The sequence below is a fragment of the Mycobacterium sp. E2327 genome (assembly GCF_001672675.1).
GTDB lineage: Bacteria > Actinomycetota > Actinomycetes > Mycobacteriales > Mycobacteriaceae > Mycobacterium.
Genome location: NZ_LZKE01000027.1, coordinates 1 through 20,380, shown reverse-complemented (window position 1 = coordinate 20,380; position 20,380 = coordinate 1). Strand labels below are relative to the sequence as shown.

17 protein-coding genes and 2 pseudogenes are annotated in these 20,380 nt (G+C 68.8%); 7 read left to right on the top strand and 12 right to left on the bottom strand.

Annotated features, from left to right (window positions below; translation table 11 throughout):
* Positions 1-55: 55 nt before the first annotated feature.
* Positions 56-1,192 (top strand): FAD-dependent oxidoreductase, encoded by a 1,137-nt coding sequence (locus A5712_RS03130; protein ID WP_068101139.1) that lies wholly within the window; start codon positions 56-58, stop codon positions 1,190-1,192.
* On the opposite strand, the gene A5712_RS03125 is transcribed toward A5712_RS03130, so the two are convergent.
* The 5 genes from A5712_RS03125 to A5712_RS32390 all read right to left on the bottom strand — a co-directional run bounded on the left by A5712_RS03125 (position 1,182) and on the right by A5712_RS32390 (position 8,122).
* On the bottom strand, positions 1,182-1,928 hold the full coding sequence (locus tag A5712_RS03125) for a DUF4190 domain-containing protein (protein WP_068101133.1): 747 nt from the start codon (positions 1,926-1,928) through the stop codon (positions 1,182-1,184). The genes A5712_RS03130 and A5712_RS03125 overlap by 11 nt on opposite strands.
* 118 nt (positions 1,929-2,046) lie before the next feature.
* On the bottom strand, positions 2,047-3,948 hold the full coding sequence (locus A5712_RS32400; protein WP_068101130.1) for a serine/threonine-protein kinase: 1,902 nt from the start codon (positions 3,946-3,948) through the stop codon (positions 2,047-2,049).
* An 87-nt stretch (positions 3,949-4,035) separates the two neighbouring features.
* Positions 4,036-5,871, bottom strand: coding sequence for a serine/threonine-protein kinase (locus A5712_RS32395; protein WP_068101128.1), 1,836 nt, complete (start codon positions 5,869-5,871; stop codon positions 4,036-4,038).
* A gap of 29 nt (positions 5,872-5,900) precedes the next feature.
* Entirely contained in the window at positions 5,901-7,379 is a 1,479-nt protein-coding gene (locus tag A5712_RS03110; protein WP_068101125.1) for a multicopper oxidase family protein, read from the bottom strand.
* On the bottom strand, positions 7,376-8,122 hold the full coding sequence (locus A5712_RS32390) for a helix-turn-helix domain-containing protein (RefSeq protein WP_156766389.1): 747 nt from the start codon (positions 8,120-8,122) through the stop codon (positions 7,376-7,378). The genes A5712_RS03110 and A5712_RS32390 overlap by 4 nt, the downstream gene beginning before the upstream one ends.
* A 41-nt stretch (positions 8,123-8,163) precedes the next feature.
* Between A5712_RS32390 and A5712_RS03100 the strand changes: the two genes are divergently transcribed.
* From A5712_RS03100 to A5712_RS03090, 3 genes are read left to right on the top strand one after another with little or no spacing between them, the layout of a single operon-like run.
* The gene (locus A5712_RS03100) at positions 8,164-9,402 is read left to right on the top strand and encodes an APC family permease (RefSeq protein ID WP_068101123.1); all 1,239 of its coding nucleotides are present in this window, start codon (positions 8,164-8,166) and stop codon (positions 9,400-9,402) included.
* 4 nt (positions 9,403-9,406) lie between these two features.
* Positions 9,407-9,904, top strand: a complete 498-nt coding sequence (locus A5712_RS03095; RefSeq protein ID WP_068101120.1) for a flavin reductase family protein — start codon at positions 9,407-9,409, stop codon at positions 9,902-9,904.
* Position 9,905: 1 nt separating this feature from the next.
* Positions 9,906-10,577 (top strand): pyrimidine reductase family protein, encoded by a 672-nt coding sequence (locus A5712_RS03090; protein WP_068101118.1) that lies wholly within the window; start codon positions 9,906-9,908, stop codon positions 10,575-10,577.
* 7 nt (positions 10,578-10,584) lie between these two features.
* Here the strand turns inward: A5712_RS03090 and A5712_RS03085 are convergent, their stop codons facing one another.
* A complete protein-coding gene (locus tag A5712_RS03085; RefSeq protein ID WP_068101116.1) occupies positions 10,585-11,073 on the bottom strand; it encodes an SRPBCC family protein in 489 nt (162 codons plus the stop codon).
* A gap of 281 nt (positions 11,074-11,354) precedes the next feature.
* Here A5712_RS03085 and A5712_RS03080 point away from each other — a divergent pair, with 281 nt between their 5' ends.
* Positions 11,355-11,651: a hypothetical protein gene (locus tag A5712_RS03080; RefSeq protein WP_369830352.1), complete on the top strand. Its 297-nt coding sequence runs from the start codon at positions 11,355-11,357 to the stop codon at positions 11,649-11,651.
* A gap of 160 nt (positions 11,652-11,811) precedes the next feature.
* Positions 11,812-13,629 (top strand): serine/threonine protein kinase PknE, encoded by a 1,818-nt coding sequence (locus A5712_RS03075; protein ID WP_068101209.1) that lies wholly within the window; start codon positions 11,812-11,814, stop codon positions 13,627-13,629.
* A gap of 6 nt (positions 13,630-13,635) precedes the next feature.
* Here A5712_RS03075 and A5712_RS03070 read toward each other — a convergent pair whose 3' ends face one another.
* The 3 genes from A5712_RS03070 to A5712_RS03060 all read right to left on the bottom strand — a co-directional run bounded on the left by A5712_RS03070 (position 13,636) and on the right by A5712_RS03060 (position 18,464).
* Positions 13,636-13,995 carry a hypothetical protein gene (locus A5712_RS03070; RefSeq protein WP_068101109.1) on the bottom strand — a complete coding sequence of 120 codons (360 nt, stop codon included), beginning with the start codon at positions 13,993-13,995 and terminating at the stop codon, positions 13,636-13,638.
* 140 nt (positions 13,996-14,135) lie between these two features.
* Positions 14,136-16,070 carry a serine/threonine-protein kinase gene (locus tag A5712_RS31205; RefSeq protein ID WP_068101206.1) on the bottom strand — a complete coding sequence of 645 codons (1,935 nt, stop codon included), beginning with the start codon at positions 16,068-16,070 and terminating at the stop codon, positions 14,136-14,138.
* A gap of 216 nt (positions 16,071-16,286) precedes the next feature.
* Positions 16,287-18,464 (bottom strand): glutamine synthetase III, encoded by a 2,178-nt coding sequence (locus A5712_RS03060; protein WP_068101106.1) that lies wholly within the window; start codon positions 18,462-18,464, stop codon positions 16,287-16,289.
* A 194-nt stretch (positions 18,465-18,658) separates the two neighbouring features.
* Between A5712_RS03060 and A5712_RS03055 the strand changes: the two are divergent.
* Positions 18,659-19,339 (top strand): annotated as a pseudogene (locus tag A5712_RS03055) (DUF2293 domain-containing protein); the annotation flags it as partial.
* Here A5712_RS03055 and A5712_RS03050 read toward each other — a convergent pair.
* From A5712_RS03050 to A5712_RS31200, 3 genes and pseudogenes are all read right to left on the bottom strand, one after another.
* Positions 19,336-19,734 carry a type II toxin-antitoxin system VapC family toxin gene (locus A5712_RS03050; protein ID WP_068101100.1) on the bottom strand — a complete coding sequence of 133 codons (399 nt, stop codon included), beginning with the start codon at positions 19,732-19,734 and terminating at the stop codon, positions 19,336-19,338. The pseudogene A5712_RS03055 and the gene A5712_RS03050 sit on opposite strands and share 4 nt — an antisense overlap.
* On the bottom strand, positions 19,734-19,988 hold the full coding sequence (locus tag A5712_RS03045) for a type II toxin-antitoxin system VapB family antitoxin (RefSeq protein ID WP_068101098.1): 255 nt from the start codon (positions 19,986-19,988) through the stop codon (positions 19,734-19,736). The genes A5712_RS03050 and A5712_RS03045 overlap by 1 nt, the downstream gene beginning before the upstream one ends.
* A 2-nt stretch (positions 19,989-19,990) precedes the next feature.
* Positions 19,991-20,380, bottom strand: a pseudogene (locus A5712_RS31200) (hypothetical protein); the annotation flags it as partial.

Here is a 20,380-nt window from a genome sequence, read left to right as displayed (position 1 = left end):
TGGCCAACCAAAAACCGCTGCGGCACAAGCGAATCGCGCCGTGCGTGATCCGGACATGAGCCGCAAGCGTGTCGTCGTCGCCGGACTGGGAGACGTCGGTGTCCTGACCGCCATCCGCCTGGCCCGGCACGCCGACGTCGTCGGGATCTCCGCCAAACCCGCGCTGGTAAGCGGCCAGGAACTCGGGATCCGGCTGTCCCGCCCCGAGGACTGGGCCCGCGACTACTGGATTCCGTTCGACAAGTTCCGCCGCCTGGACGACGTGCGCACGGTGCAGGCGACGCTGACCGGGCTCGACCTGGCCGGCCGAACGGTGTTGGGCCGGCGCGACGACGGCACCCCCCTGGCCGAGGAGTTCGACGCGCTGGTCATCTCGACGGGCGTCAGCAACGGGTTCTGGCGCCGCCCGAACCTGCAGTCGCCCACCGAGATCGGCGCCGACCTGCGCGCCGCCCATGACCGGCTGGCCGCCGCGAATTCGGTGATCATCGTGGGTGGCGGCGCGGCCGCGGTCAGCAGCGCCGTCAACATCGCGACCACCTGGCCGGGCAAGCGGGTCGACCTCTACTTCCCCGGCGAGCGGGCGCTGGGCGAGTATCACCCGGCGACGTGGCGGCGCATCCGAGACCGATTGCTCGACCTGGGCGTGGGCGTGCACCCCGGCCACCGCGCCCAGATCTCCGACGGCTTCTCGGGTGAGGAGATCACCGGGGACCCGGTCCACTGGAGCACCGGGCAGTCCCCGGCTTCCGCCGACGCGGTGCTATGGGCGATCGGCCGGGTACGCCCGAACACCGATTGGCTGCCACCGGAACTCCTGGACGAGCGCGGCTTCGTTCGCGTGACGCCGCAGCTGCGGGTGCCCGGCCATCGGGGCGTGTTCGCGGTCGGGGACGTCGCGGCCACCGACCCGCTGCGCAGCTCCGCCCGCAATCGTGGGGATGCGTTGGTAGCGAACAACATTCGCGCCGAATTCGCGGGCCGGGAGCTGCGCGCCTTCCGAACCCCGGGCCGGCGGTGGGGCTCGTTGGTGGGCATCCAGCCCAACGGGCTCGAGGTCTTCTTCCCCACCGGCCATTCGTTGCGGTTCCCGTCCTGGTCGGTCGAGCGGGTGGTGATGCCGTGGGTCGTCCGATGGGGCATGTACCGCGGGATCCGCGAAAACCAGCCGCTTCGGCCGCTCAGCTCTTGATGGACCCGGTTCGCTTGGTGGTGAACGTCGCGACGCACACCATGGCGCGGTCGCCGCGCTGCCACGATTCGCGGGTGGGCGGCATGATCGCCAGGTCGATGTCGGGATCCAACAACGCGGACGGCGAGTACGACGCCAGGTCGTCCTTGCAGTCCTTGCTGTAGGCACCGAATCCGGACTCGCCGGGGAACGGCCCGTCGGGAATGGTCACGATCCCCGCCACCTCGCCCGCGTGGGGCCGGTCGCAGCTGGTGGTGTCCACCGAGGAGATGCGGTTGCCCCTGGGCAACTCGGCGAAGCAGTCCCCGACCTTGATGTCGCGCGCGCTGACCGTGTGAGTCGGAGACAGCGCGACCACCACGATGACGACGGCGATGCCGACCGCCCAGGCGCCGGAGAGGACGAGGCCGCCGATGGCCATGCCCCGGCCGCGCTGCCCGCCGGGTTTCGTCTTGCCCAGCGCGATGACGCCGAAGATGACGCTGAGCAGGATTCCCCCGACCGCACCGAAAATCAGTGAGGCGACGGCGAATCCGCTGGTCGTCTGGGCCTGCGGCGGCAGCGCGTAGCCCGGCGGCGGGTACGGGCCCGGCGGGTAGGGCGCGGGATAGGGGCTTGGCGGGTAAGGCGGCGGATAGGGTCCCGGCGGGTACGGACCCGGGTAAGGCGGCGGATATCCACCCTCGGGCGGGGGCGGTTGGTATGGGGGCGGGCCCGGGTCCGTCGGATGCGACATGCCTAACTGTACGACCGGCGGTCACCGCACCGCTTCGCGACCGTAACCTGGCCGCGAATTTGACAGGATTTTTCGCTGTGTGGTTACGCTCGCGGCTGCCTCGGGGAATCAGGTGCCGCTAATCGCCTGTCCGCGTGTATGTTTCGTCGAAGTCCACGCTCCATTGGCAGTCGGCGCGGCCCGAGGACTCGTCGAGATGGTCGTGGCCGATCAGCTGCGTGATCGGATCCTGTGGCGGTTGGGGCAACGCATACTGGCCGGTGGCTCGCGCGTAGACGGCCCCGCCGCAGCCGGGATCGTTGTCGTCGTGCTCGACGTGCAGTGTCCAGGTGCCGCCCTCGAACACCAGCGGTGTGTCAATCGTTTTGGAGTGGAAATAGCTCATGCACCGGTCCCCGGTGCGCAGGCAGTCGGTGACGACGGCTTGGTCCGTCTGCTGTGGCGCGATCCTCGCCTTGAACTTTCGGACCAGGTGGTAGCGGCCGTGCAGGGCTTGGGCCGGCGAGCCCACCCGCGGCGGAAGCGCGTTCGGGTCGGGGAGCTTGTTGATGTCGACGTCCCCGGAGCGGGTGAAGGTCACCGTCCGCTTTTCGTTGCAGGCGTTGGCCGATGCCCCGCGATATTCACCGGCGAAGGTTCCGTCCGGTTGCGGCTGCAGAGTCAACACCTGCCACACCTCGGCCGGGGCGTCTCGGCACTTGTCCGAGCCGATGGTCACCGCCACCCAGCGCCCGTCCACCTCGTCGAAAACCGCGTTCGACGCGAGCCGTAGCTCGCCACTGACCCGTTGCGCCGTCGCCCGGCAACCGTTCGGCCCGCACGCCGAGCGGACGGCGTAGGTGTCCGTTTCCGGAGCCGCGCCCTGACCCGGGACACCCTCCAGCGTGGTGCCCTGGCTGAAGCGCACGCGGTAGACACCGGTGAAGGGGCCGGTGTTCGGGGTCGCGGCAGCGGTGTTCCCCGGCGTAGTGGCGGGACTGGTGGCCGCGGTGCGGCCCGATTCGGAGTGCCGCAGCAGTTTCACGGCCGCGAAGACGCCACCGGCGACGACGAGCAGCGCGACGCCCAGCAGGGCGCCGACGAGCGCCCGGGGGCGCCGGCGAGGCCGGATGGCGGGCATGGTCGCATCGATCCGGGGTTGGGTGTCCGGGAATGGAATGTCGCCGGGCTGGGTGGCGCCCGGGCCCAGCTGCCGGGCCAGCTGGTCGGCGAATTCGCGGCAGCCGCCAAACCGGTGCGACGGCTCCTTGGCCATCGCTTTGGCGAACACCGGATCCAGCGCGGCGAGCTCGGGGCGGCGGGCGCCGATCCAGGGCGGGGCGGCGTTGATGTGCTGGCTGATCACCACGGCCGGGTTGGAATCGACGTACGGCGCCGACCCGGTCAGCAGGTGAAACGCGGTGCACGCCAACGCATATTGATCGGCGCGCCCGTCGACCCGCTCCCCCTTCAACTGCTCCGGCGCGACATAGGCCACCGTCCCGACCGTCATGTTCGTCGCGGTCAGCCCGGTCGCGTCGTCGATGTGGCGCGCCAGCCCGAAGTCGGCGAGATAAACCCGGCGCGCCTGACCGTCGGGGTCGGTCAGCAAGATGTTGGCCGGCTTGACATCCCGGTGCAGCAACCCACGGCCGTGCGCGTAATCCAACGCCGAGCCGACCGCGGTGACGATCGCCACGACGTCTTCGAGCGGCATCCCGCCCGGGTGGTGTTCGCGCAGCAGCCGGCCGGCATCGGTGCCGGCCACATAATCCATCGAGATCCAGAACTGGCCGTCCTCTTCACCGCGGTCGTGGATCGTCACGATGTGCGGATGCGACAACCCGGCCGCCAGCTCCGCCTCCCGCATGAAGCGGCCCCGAAACTCCGGGTCGCCGGTGAGCTCCGCGGGCAGCACCTTCAACGCATCCTGGCGCGGCAACCGGGGATGCGCCGCCAGGTACACCTGGCCCATCCCGCCCGCGCCCAACACCCGCACGATCGTGTACCCGGCAAACACCTGACCCGCCTCGAGCGACATGGGACGATCGTAAATGCTCAAGCCGCAGTGGCACCTAAACTCGCGCCGAATGCGAAGCCGCGCCCTCCGGGCAAACCGCGCACCGCTTTAATCGCCGGTGCGGGTGAAGGTTTCGTCGAAGTCCGTGTTGAGCTCGCACGGGGCGGTCTGTTCCTGGTGAGCGCGGCCGGTGAGCGTGGCGATCGGATCCCCCGGCGGTTGCGGCAGCGGATACTGTCCGCTGGACTTCATGCGCGCGGTGCCCCCGGAGTGCGGGCAGGTGACGTCGGCGTCGACGTTCCAGGTCCAGCGTCCGTTTCCGAAGACCAGCGGTTGGTCGGCCGACGCCTCGTGGAAGTAGCTCATGCACCGATCGGCGGTGCGCAGGCAGTAGGTCGCGACCGCGGTGTTGAGCTGTTGTTGCGGCAGGCCGTTCGCGAAGATCCGGGTCAGGCGGTAACGGCCGCGCAGGCCCTGGGCCGGCGACGCCGCCCGCGGGGGCTGGGCGTTCGGATCGGCAAGGGTTTTCACGTCGACGTCGCCGGTGCGGGTGAAGGACACGGTTCGCTTGTTGGCGCAGGCGTTGGCGGCGGTCGCCGTGTATTCGCCGTCGAGGCCGCCGTCCCGACGGGGCCGCAGTACGAAGACCTGCCAGAACTCCGCGGTCGCCTCGCGGCAGGCGTCCGGTGCGACGGCGACCGCGACCCAGGCCGCGCCGATCTGGTCGAACACCATCGTCGGTTGCGCCACGGTCTCCCCACCGAGGCGGGACGCGGTCATCACGCAGCCCGCGGGGCGGCACACCGAGCGCAGGCCGTACGTGCTCGTCAGCGCCGGCGGGGAACCGGGGTCCGGGACGTCATCGAGAGCCATGTTCGGCCCGAAATCGGCCCGATAGGTGCCCGTGAAGGGGCTCGCGGGCGCGGCCGGGCGGTGCGAACCGGTGAGCTTCAGCGTCGCGACGACGCCGCCCGCGACCAGCAACACGACGCCGGCCAGCACCGCGGCGAGGACGCCGGGGCGACGGCCCAGCCGCCTCCAGGCGGAGGGTTTCTTCCACTGCGGCGCAAGCAAAGTCGGGTCCGACGAGGGATACGCGTCGGCCCCGTCGAGATGCCGCCCCAATTCCTGGGCGAACTCCCCGCAGCTGTTGAACCGGCCGCCGGGATCCTTGGCCAGCCCGGCGGCGAAGACGGGATCCAGGCCAGTCAGCTCGGGACGGTGGGCGCCGATCGACGGCGGCGGGGCGCTGACGTGTTGACCGATGACCACCGCCATGGTGGGCCCGCCGAACGGGGGCACCCCGGCGAGCAGATGAAAAGCGGTGCACGCCAGGGCATATTGATCGGCGCGACCGTCGACCGACCCTGCCATCAACTGCTCGGGCGCCGCGTAGGCCACCGTGCCGACCGCCATCTTCGTCGAGGTCAACCCGGCCACGTCGTCGACGCGACGGGCGATCCCGAAGTCGGCCAAAAAGATCCGCCGCGGCTGTCCGTCCGACTCGGTCACCAGGATGTTGGCCGGCTTCACGTCGCGGTGCAGCAGCCCCCGGTGATGCGCGTAATCGAGCGCCGAGGCGACCGCGTTGATGATCGCCATCGCGTCCTCGACGGGCATGCCGCCGCTAAATTGCTCCCGCAACAGCCGGGCCACGTCGGTGCCGGCCACGTATTCCATCGAGATCCAAAACTGGCCCTCGTATTCACCGCGGTCGTGGATCCCCACGATTTGCGGGTGCGAGAGCCCGGCGGCCAGCTCCGCCTCCCGCTCGAATCGCTCCCGGTACTGCGGATCGGCGGTGACTTCGGTCGGCAGCACCTTCAACGCGTCCTGGCGCGGCAACCGGGGGTGCGACGCCAGATACACCTGACCCATGCCGCCCGAGCCCAGCAGCCGCAGGATGGTGTATCCCGCGAACACCTGACCGATCTCGAGCGCCATGGCCGAATCGTAGATGCCCCGGTGGCGGATCAGCGGCTGTTGAGCAGCAGCATGAGGCCGTAGTCCATGTGGATCTGCTGGTGGCAGTGCAGCAGCGACAAGCCGGGCTGGTCGGCGACGAAGTCGATCTCCATGCTTTGGAACCCGCCCAGCATCGCGACGTCCTTGCGCACCCCGGAGGTCGGCGTCCCGGCGATGCGGGTGAGTTCGAAGGTGTGGCGGTGCAGGTGCATCGGGTGCAGGTCGTCGGTCGCGTTGCGGAAGCGAAGCCGATAGCGCTTGTCGCGCTGCAGATCCAGCACGGGCTGGTTGGTGTCCATCGAAAACGCGGTGCCGTTGAACATCCAGACGTTGAAGCCGTTGTCGGCGGCGTTGCGCTTTTCGATCAGCATCTCGATGGTGCGTTCCGGCGGCGGCACCGGCGCGGGGTTGGGCGGCGCGAACAGCCGGTAGTCCCATTTGAACGGCGGGGGCTCCGCCCACTGCGGGTCACCGCCGCGCCCGGCGTATTCCACCACCACGCCCATGCCGTGGCCGCGGTCGTCGTCGGAGAGGTCCCCGAGCACCCACACGCCGGGATTCGTCATGTTGACGAACGCCGAAATGCGTTCGGCCGCACCGAGCCACAGCACCGGGACCGGCGACGGATTGGGCACCGGATTCCCGTCCAGGGCGACCACAGTGAAGGTGTGCCCGGGCAAGGCCAGGCTGCGGCTCTCGGTGGCGCTGCCGTTGAGGACGTGCAACAGCACCCGCTGCCCGGCTTGGACGCGGATGGGATCGCCGTGGCCGAGCATGCGCCCGTTGATCGCGAATGCCCCGTAGCTGACCTCGTAGCCATGCGGGTCGCCTTTGGCGAGCGACGCCTTCATCGCGGACTCGCCTTTGTCCTTGAGGTCGGCGTCCGGTTCGCCGGCCAGGAATTCGCTGGCCATGTCGCCCCCGCGGGTGAAACTGGGCTCGAATTCCTTGAGCATCAAGAAGATCTCTTGGTCGTAGGCGCCCGGGTTCTGTTTGGGCTCGATGTAGACCGGTCCGACCAGGCCGCTGTACTGGCCGCGGGACAGGTCCGCGCGCGGCACGACGTGGGTGTGATAGAAGCGGTACCCCGCCGGCCCGGGGACGAACGAAATGCGCCGCATGCCGTGCGCCGGGATGTCGGGGGTGCCCTCCTCGGCCGAACCGTCGACGTCGACGCCGACGTGCTGGCCGTGCCAGTGCAGCTGCTCCGGGGCATCGGTGTCGTTGAAGATGTCGACCCACGTCCGTTGCCCCTCCTTGAACCGCAGCAACGGTCCCGGGAATTGGCCGTTGTAGGTCAGGGTCGACACGGTGTGGCCCGGCGCCAGCTCCACGGGTCCGGTGCCGATGCGCAGCGTGTAATCGGGCTTGCCGTTGGGCGGGCCGGGCGGCGCGGTCCGTGAGCAGGCCGCCGCGACGCCGGCGGCACCGCCCGCGGTGATCAACGCCAGGCCACTGAGGAATCGACGGCGGTCGAAGGGGTTCATCGTCGCTCCCGGGGCTGGGCGAGGACGGGCAGCAGAAAATCGATCCGGTCGTTCAGTTCGCTTGCCACGCGCCGGAATTCGGGATAACTCGCCCTGCCCTCAGCGGCCGAGGGATCCGGCAGGCTCCAATGCATCGCGGTGACAACGCCATGCTCCCGGGCGTATTCGCGGACCTTGTCGCACAGCGTGATCACGCAATCGAAGCGCCCCCGGGCGACCGCGGCCAACGGCTGCGGTCGGCCGCCACCAAGGTCGATGCCGTAGAGGTCGCGCATGATCCGCACCGCGTTCGGGTGCATCTGTGGTTTGGGATGGCTGCCGGCGCTCGCGGCACGGATGCGGCCGCCGCCCTTCTTCCGCAGCAGCGCCTCGGCCATCGGCGAGCGCGCGCTGTTGCCGGAGCACAGAAACAGCACCGACCCGGCGGGCCGGGTCGTGGCAGCGGGCGCAAGCGCCGGATGCAATGCGCTTGCCGCCCCGGCGAATTCGGCCGCGCACCGCGCCAGGTTCAGGTGGTAGTAGGTGTCGCGGGCGTCGAAATTGCTGCGCCGCGCGTCGATGAGCCCCGCCGAGCGCAACAGCCGCAGGTGGTACGACACCAGGTTCTGTGGCTCGTCGACGGCGTCGGCCAGCTCCCGTACCCGATGGTCGCCTCCGGCGAGCTCGGCAAGCAAGGCCCAACGCACCGGGTGCGACGCCATCTGCATCAGCGGTGGAACTTCCGCGCGCTTGGTTGCCGCCACCCTTCGGACAATACATCAAATCAGTTTGATAGGTTTGGCGCGTGAATGAGCTCCGCCGCACCCTGGGGGTGTTCGACGCGGTGGTGATCGGGCTGGGCTCGATGATCGGTGCCGGCATCTTCGCGGCGCTCGGCCCCGCGGCGCACGCCGCCGGCTCGGGGCTGCTGCTGGGCCTGGCCGTGGCCGCGGTGGTCGCCTACTGCAACGCCACCTCCTCCGCGCGGCTGGCCGCCCGCTACCCCGCCTCCGGCGGCACCTATCTGTACGGCCGCGAGCGGCTGGGCGATTTCTGGGGCTACCTGGCGGGTTGGGGCTTCGTCGTCGGCAAGACCGCCTCGTGCGCGGCGATGGCGCTGACGGTCGGCTCGTATGCGTGGCCGTCGCAGGCGCACGCGGTGGCCGTCGCCGCGGTGGTCGCGCTGACGGCGGTGAACTATGTCGGGGTGCAGAAGTCGGCGTGGCTGACCCTTATCATCGTCGCGGTAGTCCTTGCGGTGCTGGCCGCGGTGGTCGTCGCCGTATTCACCTCCCGCAGCATCGGCGCCGAACACCTGCATCTGTCGGGCGTCACCGCCGGCGGCGTGATCCAGGCGGCGGGCCTGTTGTTTTTCGCCTTCGCCGGCTACGCGCGCATCGCCACGCTGGGCGAGGAGGTGCGCGATCCGGCGCGCACCATCCCCCGGGCCATCCCGCTGGCCCTGGCGATCGCCCTGGCCGTCTACGCGCTGGTGGCCGTCGCGGCGCTTGCCGCGCTGGGGCCGCGACGCCTGGCCGAGGCGTCCGCGCCGCTGTCCGAGGCGGTGCGGGCGGCGGGGATGGGCTGGCTGGCGCCCGTCGTGCAGGTCGGCGCGACGGTCGCGGCGCTGGGCTCGCTGCTGGCCCTGATCCTGGGGGTTTCGCGCACCACCCTGGCGATGGCGCGCGACCATCACCTCCCGCACGCGCTCGCCGCCGTGCACCCGCGGTTCGGCGTGCCCCACCGCGCCGAGCTGCTGATCGGCGTCGTCGTGGCGGTGTTGGCCGCGACGGCGGACCTACGGGGGGCGATAGGTTTTTCCTCGTTCGCGGTGCTCATCTACTACGCGGTCGCCAACGCCTCGGCGTTGACCCTTCGGCCCGACGAGGGACGGCCGCGCCGCGCCATCCCGGTGATCGGGCTGGTCGGGTGCCTGGTGCTGGCGTGCGCGCTGCCGCTGTCCTCGGTGCTGTCCGGTGCGGTGGTGCTGGGCCTCGGTGTCGCGGCGTACGCGATTCCCCGGCGGCCCGAACGGGAAGACTGAGCGGGTGGCCGAGCGCGAAACAGATGCATTCGAAGAGTTGGTGTCGCTGCTGAACTACCCGATGTTCGTGGTCACCACCCAGGCCGACGGCGTCGACGCCGGCTGCCTGGTCGGTTTCGCCAGCCAAACCAGCATCCACCCGCCGCGGTTCCTGGTCGGTTTGTCCACGAAGAACCACACGTTCCGGGTCGCCGCCGGGGCCAGCCACCTCGCCGTGCATGTGTTCGACCACGAACACCTCGGCGTCGCGGAGCTGTTCGGCAGCCAGACCGGCGACGAGATCAACAAGTTCGACCGCTGCTCGTGGCATCGCGGCCCGGCGCAGCTGCCCATCCTCGACGACGCGGCCGCCTGGTTCGCCGGCAAGATCCTGGATCGTTTCCCGCTCGGTGACCACGTCGGGCACCTGCTCGAGCCGGTGGACGGCCGCCCGCCGCAAGAGCTCGAGCAGTGGGTGTCGTTCGGCGACGTCCGCCACCTGGAACCGGGTCACGAGGCCTGATGTGACTCCCCGGGTGGGCGCCGTCGGCGGCATCGCCGAACTCGCGTCGTTCTACGCCGATCCCCCGGCGGGCGTGCGGGCCAACATGATCTTCAGCGCCGACGGCGCGGCGGCGTTTGCCGGTCGCGCGGGTCCGCTGTCCTGTCCGATCGACCAGCAGCTGTTGAGGCTGCTGCGGGGCTTCGCGGACGTGGTGCTGGTCGGCGCGGGCACGGCGCGCGCCGAGAACTACGGTCCGGTGCGCCTCACCGACGCGCAGCGGGCCGCGCCGCCTATCGCGGTGATCACGCGCAGCGGCGAATTGCCGGCCAGGCTGTTCAGCGACCCCGCGCACCCGCCGATCTTGGTGACCTGCGCGCGCTCGGCCGCGCGGCAGGACCCGCGCCGGGAGATCCTGGTGGCCGGCGAGGATTCCGTCGACGTGACGCGCGCCGTCGCCCAGCTGCGCGGCCAGGGCATGGCCCGCATCCTGTGCGAGGGCGGCCCGACCCTGCTGGACGAGCTGGTCGACGCCGACGCCGTCGTCGAAATCTGCGTGACACTGGCGCCCAAGCTGGCCGGGAGCCAACCCGTCGGCAGCCGGCCGGCGTCACGGCTGTCGGTGCCGGTCGGGATGCGCCTCGAGCACGCCCTGGCTTACGACGATTACGTGTTTTTGAAGTACCGCCGCTGAGCCGCGGTCAGGCGCGGGGATAACCCCGGCGGACCGTGCGATCGAGAATGCCCAGGGTCGCCCGCAGCGCGCCCTCGGAGAGCACCGGAAAAATCCCGGCGTCGCGCCACTTCGGGTCGATGTTCGACCAGTCGTAGAACGACGTGACCACGGTGGACGCGCCGTCGTCGGCCGGCTCGAGCAGGTATCCGTAGACGTGGCCGATTTGTGGGCGGATCTGGCCGAGAATCGTCCACGAAATTAGCCGATCCTGCTCGAACTCCTTGATGCTGACGGTGACGTCGTATTTGCCCAGTTGCGGAAAGTCGTTGAGCGCTTCGCGGTCCATGTGGACCACGAAGCTGTCTCCGACGCCCGTCACCGGTTCGCCCTCGGCGTCCTGGAGCATGCCCGAGGAATCGATGGCAACGTGGCCCTGCGGGTCGCACAGCACCGCGAAGACATCGGCGGCCGGGGCCGGGATGGTGCGACGGATCTCGATGCGTTCTTCGGTCATGGGTCCTCGCAGCCGCCGCAGAAAACCTGATTTGCCTCGCCGGTCACTCTACGTCGCCGCGGCCGTCGACGTCAGTGCCGTCGCGATTGCTGGACGCCCGCTCGGCATGCAGCGGCGCACCGGGCTTCCTATGATGAAGGCTTGGGGATAATTTCATCGAATTGCCTGCGCGACACAATCTTCAGTCCACCGTCGTCCGACTTCTTCTCGCGGGCACACAGAGGAGGAACAGCGGCGACGTGAGCGATTCGAACGGCGAGGACGAATACCGCAACCTGGCGGTGAACCGGCTGCGGCCCAGCGAGCTTCAATGGGCGCTCAACAACGATTCCGTGCACGGGATCGCCTACGCGTTCCGCAACCCCGTCGCCGTCGCCGAGTCCATCGACGACCCCCAGGACGAACGCAAGACCTACCTGATCCGGGTCAGGCGTGACGATCTGGCCTCGGCGCTGGGAAAGATCAACGATTGGATCGTCCGGAATCCCGGCCCGGCGGGCATGCAGGCCTACGGCTTCGTCCGGGCGTTGTCGCGAGAGGGGCTCAGCGAGAAGACCGGCGACGAGGAATGCCGGTAATCCTCACCCACCCCGAAGTTCGTAGCCAGCCGACCGGGAATTAGCTGGCTTTCTGGCAATTCAGCGTGCCCCGCGGTTGCCCAAACCATTAGCCTTATGCCTGGCACGCCGCGCTTCGGTGTGGGTTTTGCGGCGCGTGGCGGCGGGTGAGGAGTCGGCGATGGGTGACACGACCGCGGATTCGCGGGAGGGCTCGCAGTTCGGGCCGTATCGGTTGCGGCGGCTGGTCGGCCGCGGCGGCATGGGCGATGTCTACGAGGCCGAGGACACGGTGCGCGAGCGCATCGTGGCACTCAAGCTGATGTCGCAGACGCTGTCCAGCGACCCGGTCTTCCGTTCGCGCATGCAACGCGAGGCCCGCACCGCGGGGCGGCTGCAGGAACCGCACGTCGTGCCGATCCACGACTTCGGCGAGATCGATGGCCAGCTCTACGTGGACATGCGCCTGATCGACGGCAAGAACCTGGCCGCGATGCTGAGCCGTTTCGGGCCGCTGTCCCCGCCGCGCGCGGTGGCGATCGTGCGCCAGATCGGCTCGGCGCTCGACGCCGCGCACGCCGCCGGGGTGATGCATCGCGACGTGAAACCGGAGAACATCCTCGTCACCGCAGACGATTTCGCGTACCTCGTCGATTTCGGGATCGCCAGCGCCACCTCCGACGAGAAGTTGACGACGTTCGGCACCACGGTCGGCACGGTCAAATACATGGCCCCGGAGCGGTTCAGCGATGGCGAGGTGACCTATCGGGCCGACATCTACGCGCTGGCCTGCGTCCTGTATGAGTGCCTGACGGGCACCCCGCCGTACACGGGCGACACGATCGGGGTGATGGGCGCGCACCTCAACCAGGCGATCCCGCGCCCCAGCGCCGCGCGCCCGAGCATCCCGGTGGCCTTCGACGGTGTGATCGCCCGCGGCATGGCCAAGGATCCCGCGGCGCGCTACGCCACGTGTGGTGATCTGTCGGCGGCCGCGTATGCCGCGCTGGCCACGCCCGATCAGGATCGGGCCACCGACATCTTGGAGCGCAGCCAGGTGGCGAAGCTGCCCGCCGCGTTCGCCGGCCAGCAGCCCAGCGGTTTTGCCGCCATGCCGCCGCCCGTGATGGCGAACCAGGCGCCCCCTCAGGCGCCCCGGTGGACCACCGGATCGGCGCCCGGGGCACCGATGCCGCAGCCGACGGGGTGGCCCGGCACCCCCACGTGGGGCACCGGCGACATGGGCAGCGTCGGCGCGCCGCTCTGGGGGCAGCCGCCCCAGAGCAGCGGCAAGCCGTGGCTGTGGATCGGCGCCGTCGTGGCGGTCGTGGTAGCCGTGGCGGTCGGGTTGGTCATCGTTGCCGCCCACCCGTGGCAGTCGTCGTCCCCGTCGGCCCGGTCCTCCACGCCGACCCCTGCGGCGCCTCCGCCGGACGCGGTTGAGCTCAAGGTGCTCGATGACGGTGTCTCCGTCGGCAGCGCGGCCGCACCGACGACGATCGACATCTTCAACGAGCCGATCTGCCCGCCGTGCGGCAGCTTCATCCGGTCGAACGCCGGTGACATCGACAGCGCGGTGAACAATAAGAAGCTGGCGGTGCGCTACCACCTGCTGAACTTCCTCGACGACAAGTCGCACAGCAAGAACTACTCGTCTCGCGCGGTGGCGGCGACGTATTGTGTTGCGGCGCAGAACGATCCGAAGCTGTACATGAACTTCTACTCCGGCCTGTTCGCCAGCAACTTTCAGCCGGCGGAGGACGCCCCCGAGGACCGCACCGACGGCGAACTGGCCCAGCTGGCCAAGACCGTCGGCGTCGACGCCAGCGTGATCGATTGCATCAAGGGCGGCGACGACGTCGGCACCGGCAAGGCCAAGGCCGCCGCCGGGGACGCGACGCTCACCGGACTCAACGCCACCGGCACACCGTTCGTGTGGGACGGCACCAAGTCGGTGAACTATCAGGACCCGACCTGGCTCACCAAGCTGCTCGGCTAGTTCGCGCTAGGAATGCGGCGTGGCAGGCGCCGGAGCGGGTGTTTGTGAGGGGCTCATCATGCCGCCCGGCCCCATCATCCCGCCGGGGCCCATCATGCCGCCCATTCCGCCGCCCGAGCCCATCATCGGGCAGCTGCCCTCACGGCCGATGTAGTAGCCGCGGTGCCAACCGGCATGGGCGCCGGAGGACCAGCCGAGGAACAACCCCCAGAAGAAGATCGATTCGACGATGAACACCACACCGGCGACGATGACGACCCATGCCGCGGCTTGGCCCAGACGGCTGGGCCCGCCGTATCGGTTGTCGTAGCGCGGTTGCTCACTCACGGTGGGCGGTTCGACCGTGGATTCAGCTGTGTCTGTCATGCCTCGAAGGATTCCACACATATACCCCTCGGGGGTAGGGACTATTGGCCCTAGGTGGTGGGCGGGCGCCGCGAGCCTAACCTGACTGCGAAAAATCGAGGCGGGTTTCGCAGTGTGGTTAGGCTCGCGTGGGGATGCCGCTAATCGCCGGTGCGCGCGAACTTTGCGTCGACGTCCGTGCTGCCGCAGTTGGTCCCGCCGGAATTCGTCACGTCCTCGTGACCGTGCCCGGTGAGCAACGCGATCGGGTCCGGTGCGGGCTGCGGCATCGGGAAATGCGCGACGATCCGTACGTGCGCCGTGCCGCCCTTCGAGCAGCGGCCGTCGAACTCCCGGTCGTAGATCCACTCCCCGCCGCCGAATACCAACGCCATAGCGGACGCCGGGGGTGCGTGGAAAAAGCTCATGCACCGGTCGCCGGTGCGCAGGCAGTCCGTGCGGACAACGTAGTCCTGCTGCCCTTTGAAACCGGTCGGTGTGACGTCCGATTCGTGGTAGTGGCCGCGCAGCGCCTCGGCCGGCGAAACCACCCGCGGCGGCAGCGCATTCGGGTCGGCCACGCTGCCGAGGTCGACGTCTCCCGTGCGGGTGAACGTCACGCCGCGCTTGTTGGCGCAGCCCTTGCCCATGATCTCGGTCGCCTCCCCCGCGAGCGTGCCGTCGGGACGCGGTTGCAGCGTGAACGTTTCCCAGATCTCGCCTTCGGCGTTGCCACCGCCGCACGTGCTCGTGCCTGCGGTGACGGCTCGCCAGGTTCCGTCGACCTGATCGAATACGGTCGTCGGCACCTGCATGGTCTCGCCGGTAAGGCGCGTCGCGGTCGCCACGCAACCGGTGGGACGGCATGCCGAACTGACAGCCCAGGTTTCGCTTGACGGCGCGGCGCCCGGGGGCGGCATGCCTTCGATGCTGGTGATCCGGGCGAAGTCGGCCCGGTAGACGCCCGTGAAGGGACCCGTGTTCGGCGGCGGTGCCTTGGGCCCGGGGCTGGCCGTGGGCGCCGCGGTGTGCGCCGGCTTGCCGGACTGGGTGAGCTTCCCGGAGACGAAGACACCGCCGGCGATCAGCAACGCGACGCCCGCCAGGGCGGGGATCAGTATCGCCGGGCGCCCGCTCAACCGTTTCCAGCCGGCCCGTTTCGGCCGCAGCGGGACGGTGGGCGCGGCGACGCCGAAAGAAGGCTGGGTGATTTCGTTGTCGGGGCGGGCCGGGATCTCGCCGGCGTACGCGAAGCTCGGCAGCGGCCGGCCGCCGAGGTGGGCCGCGAACTCCCCGCAGCTGGCGAACCGGCCGGACGGCTCCTTGGCCATCGCGGTGGCGAACACCGGATCGAGCTGGGCCAGCTCCGGTCGCTGCGCACCCACCGACGGCGGCGGGGCATTGACGTGCTGGCTGATCACCACGGCGGGATTGGAGTCGACATACGGTTGCGCACCGGTCAGCAGGTGAAATGCGGTGCAGGCCAAGGCGTATTGGTCGGCCCGCCCGTCGATCGACTCGCCCTTGAGCTGTTCGGGCGCCGCGTAGGCCGCGGTGCCGACCGTCATGTTGGTCGCGGTCAGCCCGGTCGCGTCATCGATGCGACGGGCGATGCCGAAATCGGCCAGGAACACGCGCCGCGCCTGCCCGTCCGGTTCGGCCAGCAGGATGTTGGCCGGCTTGACGTCGCGGTGCAGCAATCCCCGATGGTGGGCGTAATCCAGCGCCTCGGCGACGGCGGTGATGATCGGCACCACCTCGTCGAGCGGCATTCCGCCGGGATAGTTTTCGCGCAACAGCCGGCCCACGTCGGTGCCGGGCACGTAGGCCATCGAGATCCAGAAATGGCCGTCCTCTTCGCCGCGGTCGTGAACCCTCACGATGTGCGGATGTGACAGCCCCGCCGCCAGGTCGGCCTCGCGCACAAATCGGGCCCGAAACTCGGCGTCGGCGGTCAAGTCGGGGGGTAGCACCTTGAGCGCGTCCTCGCGCGGCAGGCGCGGGTGCGCCGCCAAATACACCTGGCCCATGCCACCCGAACCCAGCAGCCGCAGGATCGTATATCCGGCGAACACCTGGCCGGCTTCGAGCGACATGGCCGAATCGTAAGTCTTGTCTTCGCGGCTGTGCGGCACTTTTCGTCCCTTTCCGGTCTGTTACGGGGCAAGGCCCGTCAGCGGAAAGGTTGCGGCACAGCACTTGGCAGAAGTTGGCGAGTTTCTTGCGAAATTCTTGCGCACGTGGATCGTCGGGCGTGGGGGCCGCGGATCACCGCCGCTGGCGCGGCCGGCCCCCACACCCGACGATGTCTGTCACAGGATGTACAGCATCTCCTGGTAGGTGGGCAGCGGCCACAGGTCGTCGGCTACAACGCTTTCCAGCGTGTCGGCGGCCGTACGCACCGCCGCCATGGCGGGCAGCAGCTCTTTCTGCGCGTGCTTGGCCTCGTCGAGCGCCGACGATGCCGAGTGATCCGCCAGCGCGGCCTTCAGCGTGGCGAGCGCTGCTTCGAGATCGGCGATCGGCGCCGAAACCGATTCCAGCGCAGTCAAACTCGGTTCGATTCCGGCGGCCTTGAGCGTCGCCACGTTCTGCGCGAGCTCGGTCTGGTATCGGATGGCGGCGGGCAGGATCACCGTCGTCCCCAGCTCCAATGCCAACTTGGCCTCGACCCCGATGGTCAACGCGTACTGCTCCAAGCGAACCTCGTAGCGGCTGTGCAGCTCGCGCTCGTTGAACACCCCGTATTTGCCGAACAGTTCGATGGATTCCGGCTTGATCAGCTCCGGAATGGCGTCCAGCGAGGTCTTGAGGTTGGGCAATCCGCGCTCGGCCGCCTCGATCTGCCAGTTGTCGGAGTACCCGTCCCCGTTGAACACCACCGCGCCGTGCTCGGTGATGACGTCGGTGAGCAGTTTCTGGACCGCCTTGTCGAAGTCCTCGCCGTCGGCGACGGCCTTCTCCAGGATCGTGGCCATGTAGTCGAACGAGTCGGCCATGATCGTGTTGAGGATGATCATCGGCACGGCGACCGTCTGACCGGAGCCGGGCGCGCGGAACTCGAACCGGTTGCCGGTGAACGCGAACGGGCTGGTGCGGTTGCGGTCGCCGGCGTCGGTGGGCAGCGGGGGCAACGTGTCAACACCGATGATCATGGTGCCCTTGCCCTTTGAGGAAGTGGCCGCGCCCTTGGCGATCTGCTCGAACACGTCGGCGAGCTGTTCGCCGAGGAAGATCGAGATGATCGCCGGCGGGGCCTCATTGGCGCCCAACCGGTGGTCGTTGGTGGCCGACGCGACCGAAACACGCAGCAGCCCGGCGAACTTGTGCACGGCCCTGATCACCGCCGCGCAGAACACCAGGAACTGCGCGTTCTCGTGGGGGGTGTCACCCGGGACGAGCAGCGAGCCCAGCTCGGAGTTGCCCACCGAGAAGTTGACGTGCTTGCCGGACCCGTTGACACCGGCGAACGGCTTCTCGTGGAACAGGCATTCCATGCCGTGCTTCTTGGCGATCGTCTTGAACACGGTCATCAGGAGCTGCTGGTGGTCAGAGGCGATGTTGGCCCGCTCGAACATCGGCGCCACCTCGAACTGGCCGGGGGCCACCTCGTTGTGCCGCGTCTTGGCGGGAATGCCGAGCTTGAACAGCTCCCGCTCGGTGTCCATCATGAAGCCCAGGACGCGCTCGGGCACGGCGCCGAAGTAGTGGTCGTCGAACTCCTGGCCCTTGGGCGGCTTGGCGCCGAACAGCGTGCGCCCGGCGTTGACCAGGTCCGGGCGCGCCAGGAAGAAGTGCCGGTCGACCAGGAAGTACTCCTGTTCGGGGCCGCAGAACGACACGACCTTGTTCAGATCCTTGTGGCCGAACAGCGCCAGGATGCGCTCGGCGTGCACACCCATCGCCTGCTGGCTGCGCAGCAGCGGCGTCTTGTAGTCCAGCGCCTCGCCGGTCATGGAGACGAAAATGGTTGGGATGCAAAGCGTGTTGCCGTTCGGGTTCTCCAGGATGTAGGCGGGGCTGGTCACGTCCCAGCCGGTGTAGCCGCGCGCCTCGAACGTGCTGCGCAGCCCGCCCGAGGGGAAGCTCGACGCGTCGGGCTCACCCTGGATGAGCGTCTTGCCAGCGAACTCGGCCAGCGTCTGGCCGTCGGAGATGGGCTCCAGGAAGCTGTCATGCTTCTCGGCCGTGAGCCCGGTCATCGGGTAGAAGACGTGCGCGTAGTGGGTGGCACCCTTCTCCAGCGCCCAGTCCTTCATCGCGACCGCGACGGTATCGGCGACCGCGGGGTCGAGCTTGGCGCCCTTCTCGATGGTCGCCACGACGGACTTGTACACCGACTTGGGCAGCCGCGCCTGCATCTCGGCCTTGGTGAAGACGTTGGAGCCGAAAATCTCACCCGGGGTTTCGCCGGCTACGAAGCTGACCGCCGGGGGGACATACGCCTCGACATTGTTGATTGCCTGCAGGCGAACCGCGTTTCCGCTCAATTGAGTTCCTATCGCTGAGGGGGGCCCACGAATTCCCGTGCCGGAAAGTGGACCGCCCCACAGTAGGAACGTTCGATGGCAAACTTGTTACGCCGATGTCAACGGTGGCTCCGAAATGGTTTCGATCATGAGACGCGGACGGCAGCGTCACCCAACAGACCCGAATGCGAGACGGCCCTATGACAAAGCCGCACAACCGGTCGCCGGATCTCCTTGTGATCTCACCCGTGAAAAAGTGGACCTGCACCTCATGTGGGAGCACCGGCGGCTTGTTGAAGATGGAAGACGGCGGCCCGCTGTGCCTAGACTGCGCCGACCTCGGTCACCTCGTATTCCTGCCGTCCGGCGACGCGGCGCTGACGAGGCGGGCGAAGAAAGGAAGCGGCCTTTCAGCGGTGGTCGTGCGGTGGAGCCGTGCACGCAATCGCTATGAGCGCCAGGGAATCCTGGCGGACGCGGACGCAATCGAAAGAGCCGAGCGCGAGTGCTTATCGGATGCCGAGGCCCGCTCGCGCCGCCGCGAGCGGGAACAGGCACGGCGCGCATCGGAGGATTTAGAGTTTCAGGCCAAGTTCGCCACCGCGATCCGCGAGCTGTTCCCGGGTTGTCGCCCCACCCGGGCCGACGACATAGCGCGGCACGCAGCGATGCGCGGTAGCGGTCGTGTCGGTCGAAGCGCCGCCGCGCGAGCCTTCGACCCCGACGCCGTCTACCTCGCGGTCGCGGCATCCGTCCGCCACCTCGACACGAACTACGACCAGCTGCTGATGTCCGGCGTAGACCGCGCGATAGCCCGGGATCGGGTGCGCCAACGCGTCGACGACGTGTTGGACGCTTGGCGCGAAGGCATCGCGACGCCCGATCCGGCCAATTAGCTGTCGGCGAGCGCCACTCCAATGTCGGTGTGGGTGAAATCGTCGCCCCTGAAGAGGAGGGGCTGGCCGCTGATCTTGGCTAGGGCATAGGAGAAGCAGTCGCCATAGTTGAGGCCCGCGCGGTGGCGCCCCTTGCCATATCTGCGGTAGGCGACCCGGGCGGCATCGGCCTGATCGACGTCGAAGCCGACAAGGTCAACGCCCGCCCGATGCAGCCACAGATCCAACTCGCGCCCTCCCGGTTCACCGAATCGCACCTCGATCACGATGGCCGTCTCCAGGTACGACGCCGTCGACATCAGCCGGACGGGGTCTGCTTCGACAACCGCCTCGAACCGTTCGGCCTCAGGCTCGTCGGTGAGCATCGCAATCAACGCGGAAGTGTCGATCACCATCAGGCGGGCAAACCGTGCTCGTCGAAGCCGAGGATCTCATCCGCACTTCGGTCGTCGAGCACCGGCAGCGCCGCGCAGCGTCGGCGGATGGCGGCCAGCTCTTCACGCAGGGGTACGGACCTCGTGCGCCCGGTTTCGCGCGCGAGTCGTTCCCGCAACGCCACGACGACCGCTTCGGTCAAACTCTCGCCCGTCCGAGCCGCGAGTTCTCTGGCGAGCCGATCCGCCTCGGGATCCTTGATGCTCAACGCCATGTCTAGATTCTATATCTTTTTCTATATTCTCGCCGCCGCGTCCAAAAGGGACGTCTTACCCGGCTGAACGGGGGACCCTGCAGGCGCGCGATCCGCAAGGTGCCGACGATCAGCACCGCCGCCAACGGCAACTCCACCAGCCCGGCGATGAGCGCCGACACAAGAAGGTCGCCGCCCTCGGCGGTCAGCACGTCGAACCAGGCGTCGCACACGAGCAGCACCCCCGTTGCGAACGCAAACAGCGTCAGCAATTGGTGCTGCAGGAAACCGAGCACCGCGGTGGCGACCATGAACGCCAGCAACAAGATGTCGAAGCCGACCCAGGTGGCCTGCCAATGCTGCGCGGTGTAGTCCTGCGGCAAGGTGAGGGCGAGGTAGACGGTCCACGGGAT

Coding starts and splice junctions, on each gene's coding strand:
- A5712_RS03070 (WP_068101109.1), bottom strand. CDS start 13,995: ATGACAGACACAGCTGAATCCACGGTCGAACCGCCCACCGTGAGTGAG.
- A5712_RS03045 (WP_068101098.1), bottom strand. CDS start 19,988: ATGGCGTTGAGCATCAAGGATCCCGAGGCGGATCGGCTCGCCAGAGAA.
- A5712_RS03050 (WP_068101100.1), bottom strand. CDS start 19,734: ATGGTGATCGACACTTCCGCGTTGATTGCGATGCTCACCGACGAGCCT.
- A5712_RS31205 (WP_068101206.1), bottom strand. CDS start 16,070: ATGTCGCTCGAAGCCGGCCAGGTGTTCGCCGGATATACGATCCTGCGG.
- A5712_RS32395 (WP_068101128.1), bottom strand. CDS start 5,871: ATGGCGCTCGAGATCGGTCAGGTGTTCGCGGGATACACCATCCTGCGG.
- A5712_RS03085 (WP_068101116.1), bottom strand. CDS start 11,073: ATGACCGAAGAACGCATCGAGATCCGTCGCACCATCCCGGCCCCGGCC.
- A5712_RS32400 (WP_068101130.1), bottom strand. CDS start 3,948: ATGTCGCTCGAGGCGGGTCAGGTGTTTGCCGGGTACACGATCGTGCGG.
- A5712_RS03075 (WP_068101209.1), top strand. CDS start 11,812: ATGGGTGACACGACCGCGGATTCGCGGGAGGGCTCGCAGTTCGGGCCG.
- A5712_RS03110 (WP_068101125.1), bottom strand. CDS start 7,379: ATGAACCCCTTCGACCGCCGTCGATTCCTCAGTGGCCTGGCGTTGATC.
- A5712_RS03125 (WP_068101133.1), bottom strand. CDS start 1,928: ATGTCGCATCCGACGGACCCGGGCCCGCCCCCATACCAACCGCCCCCG.
- A5712_RS03130 (WP_068101139.1), top strand. CDS start 56: ATGAGCCGCAAGCGTGTCGTCGTCGCCGGACTGGGAGACGTCGGTGTC.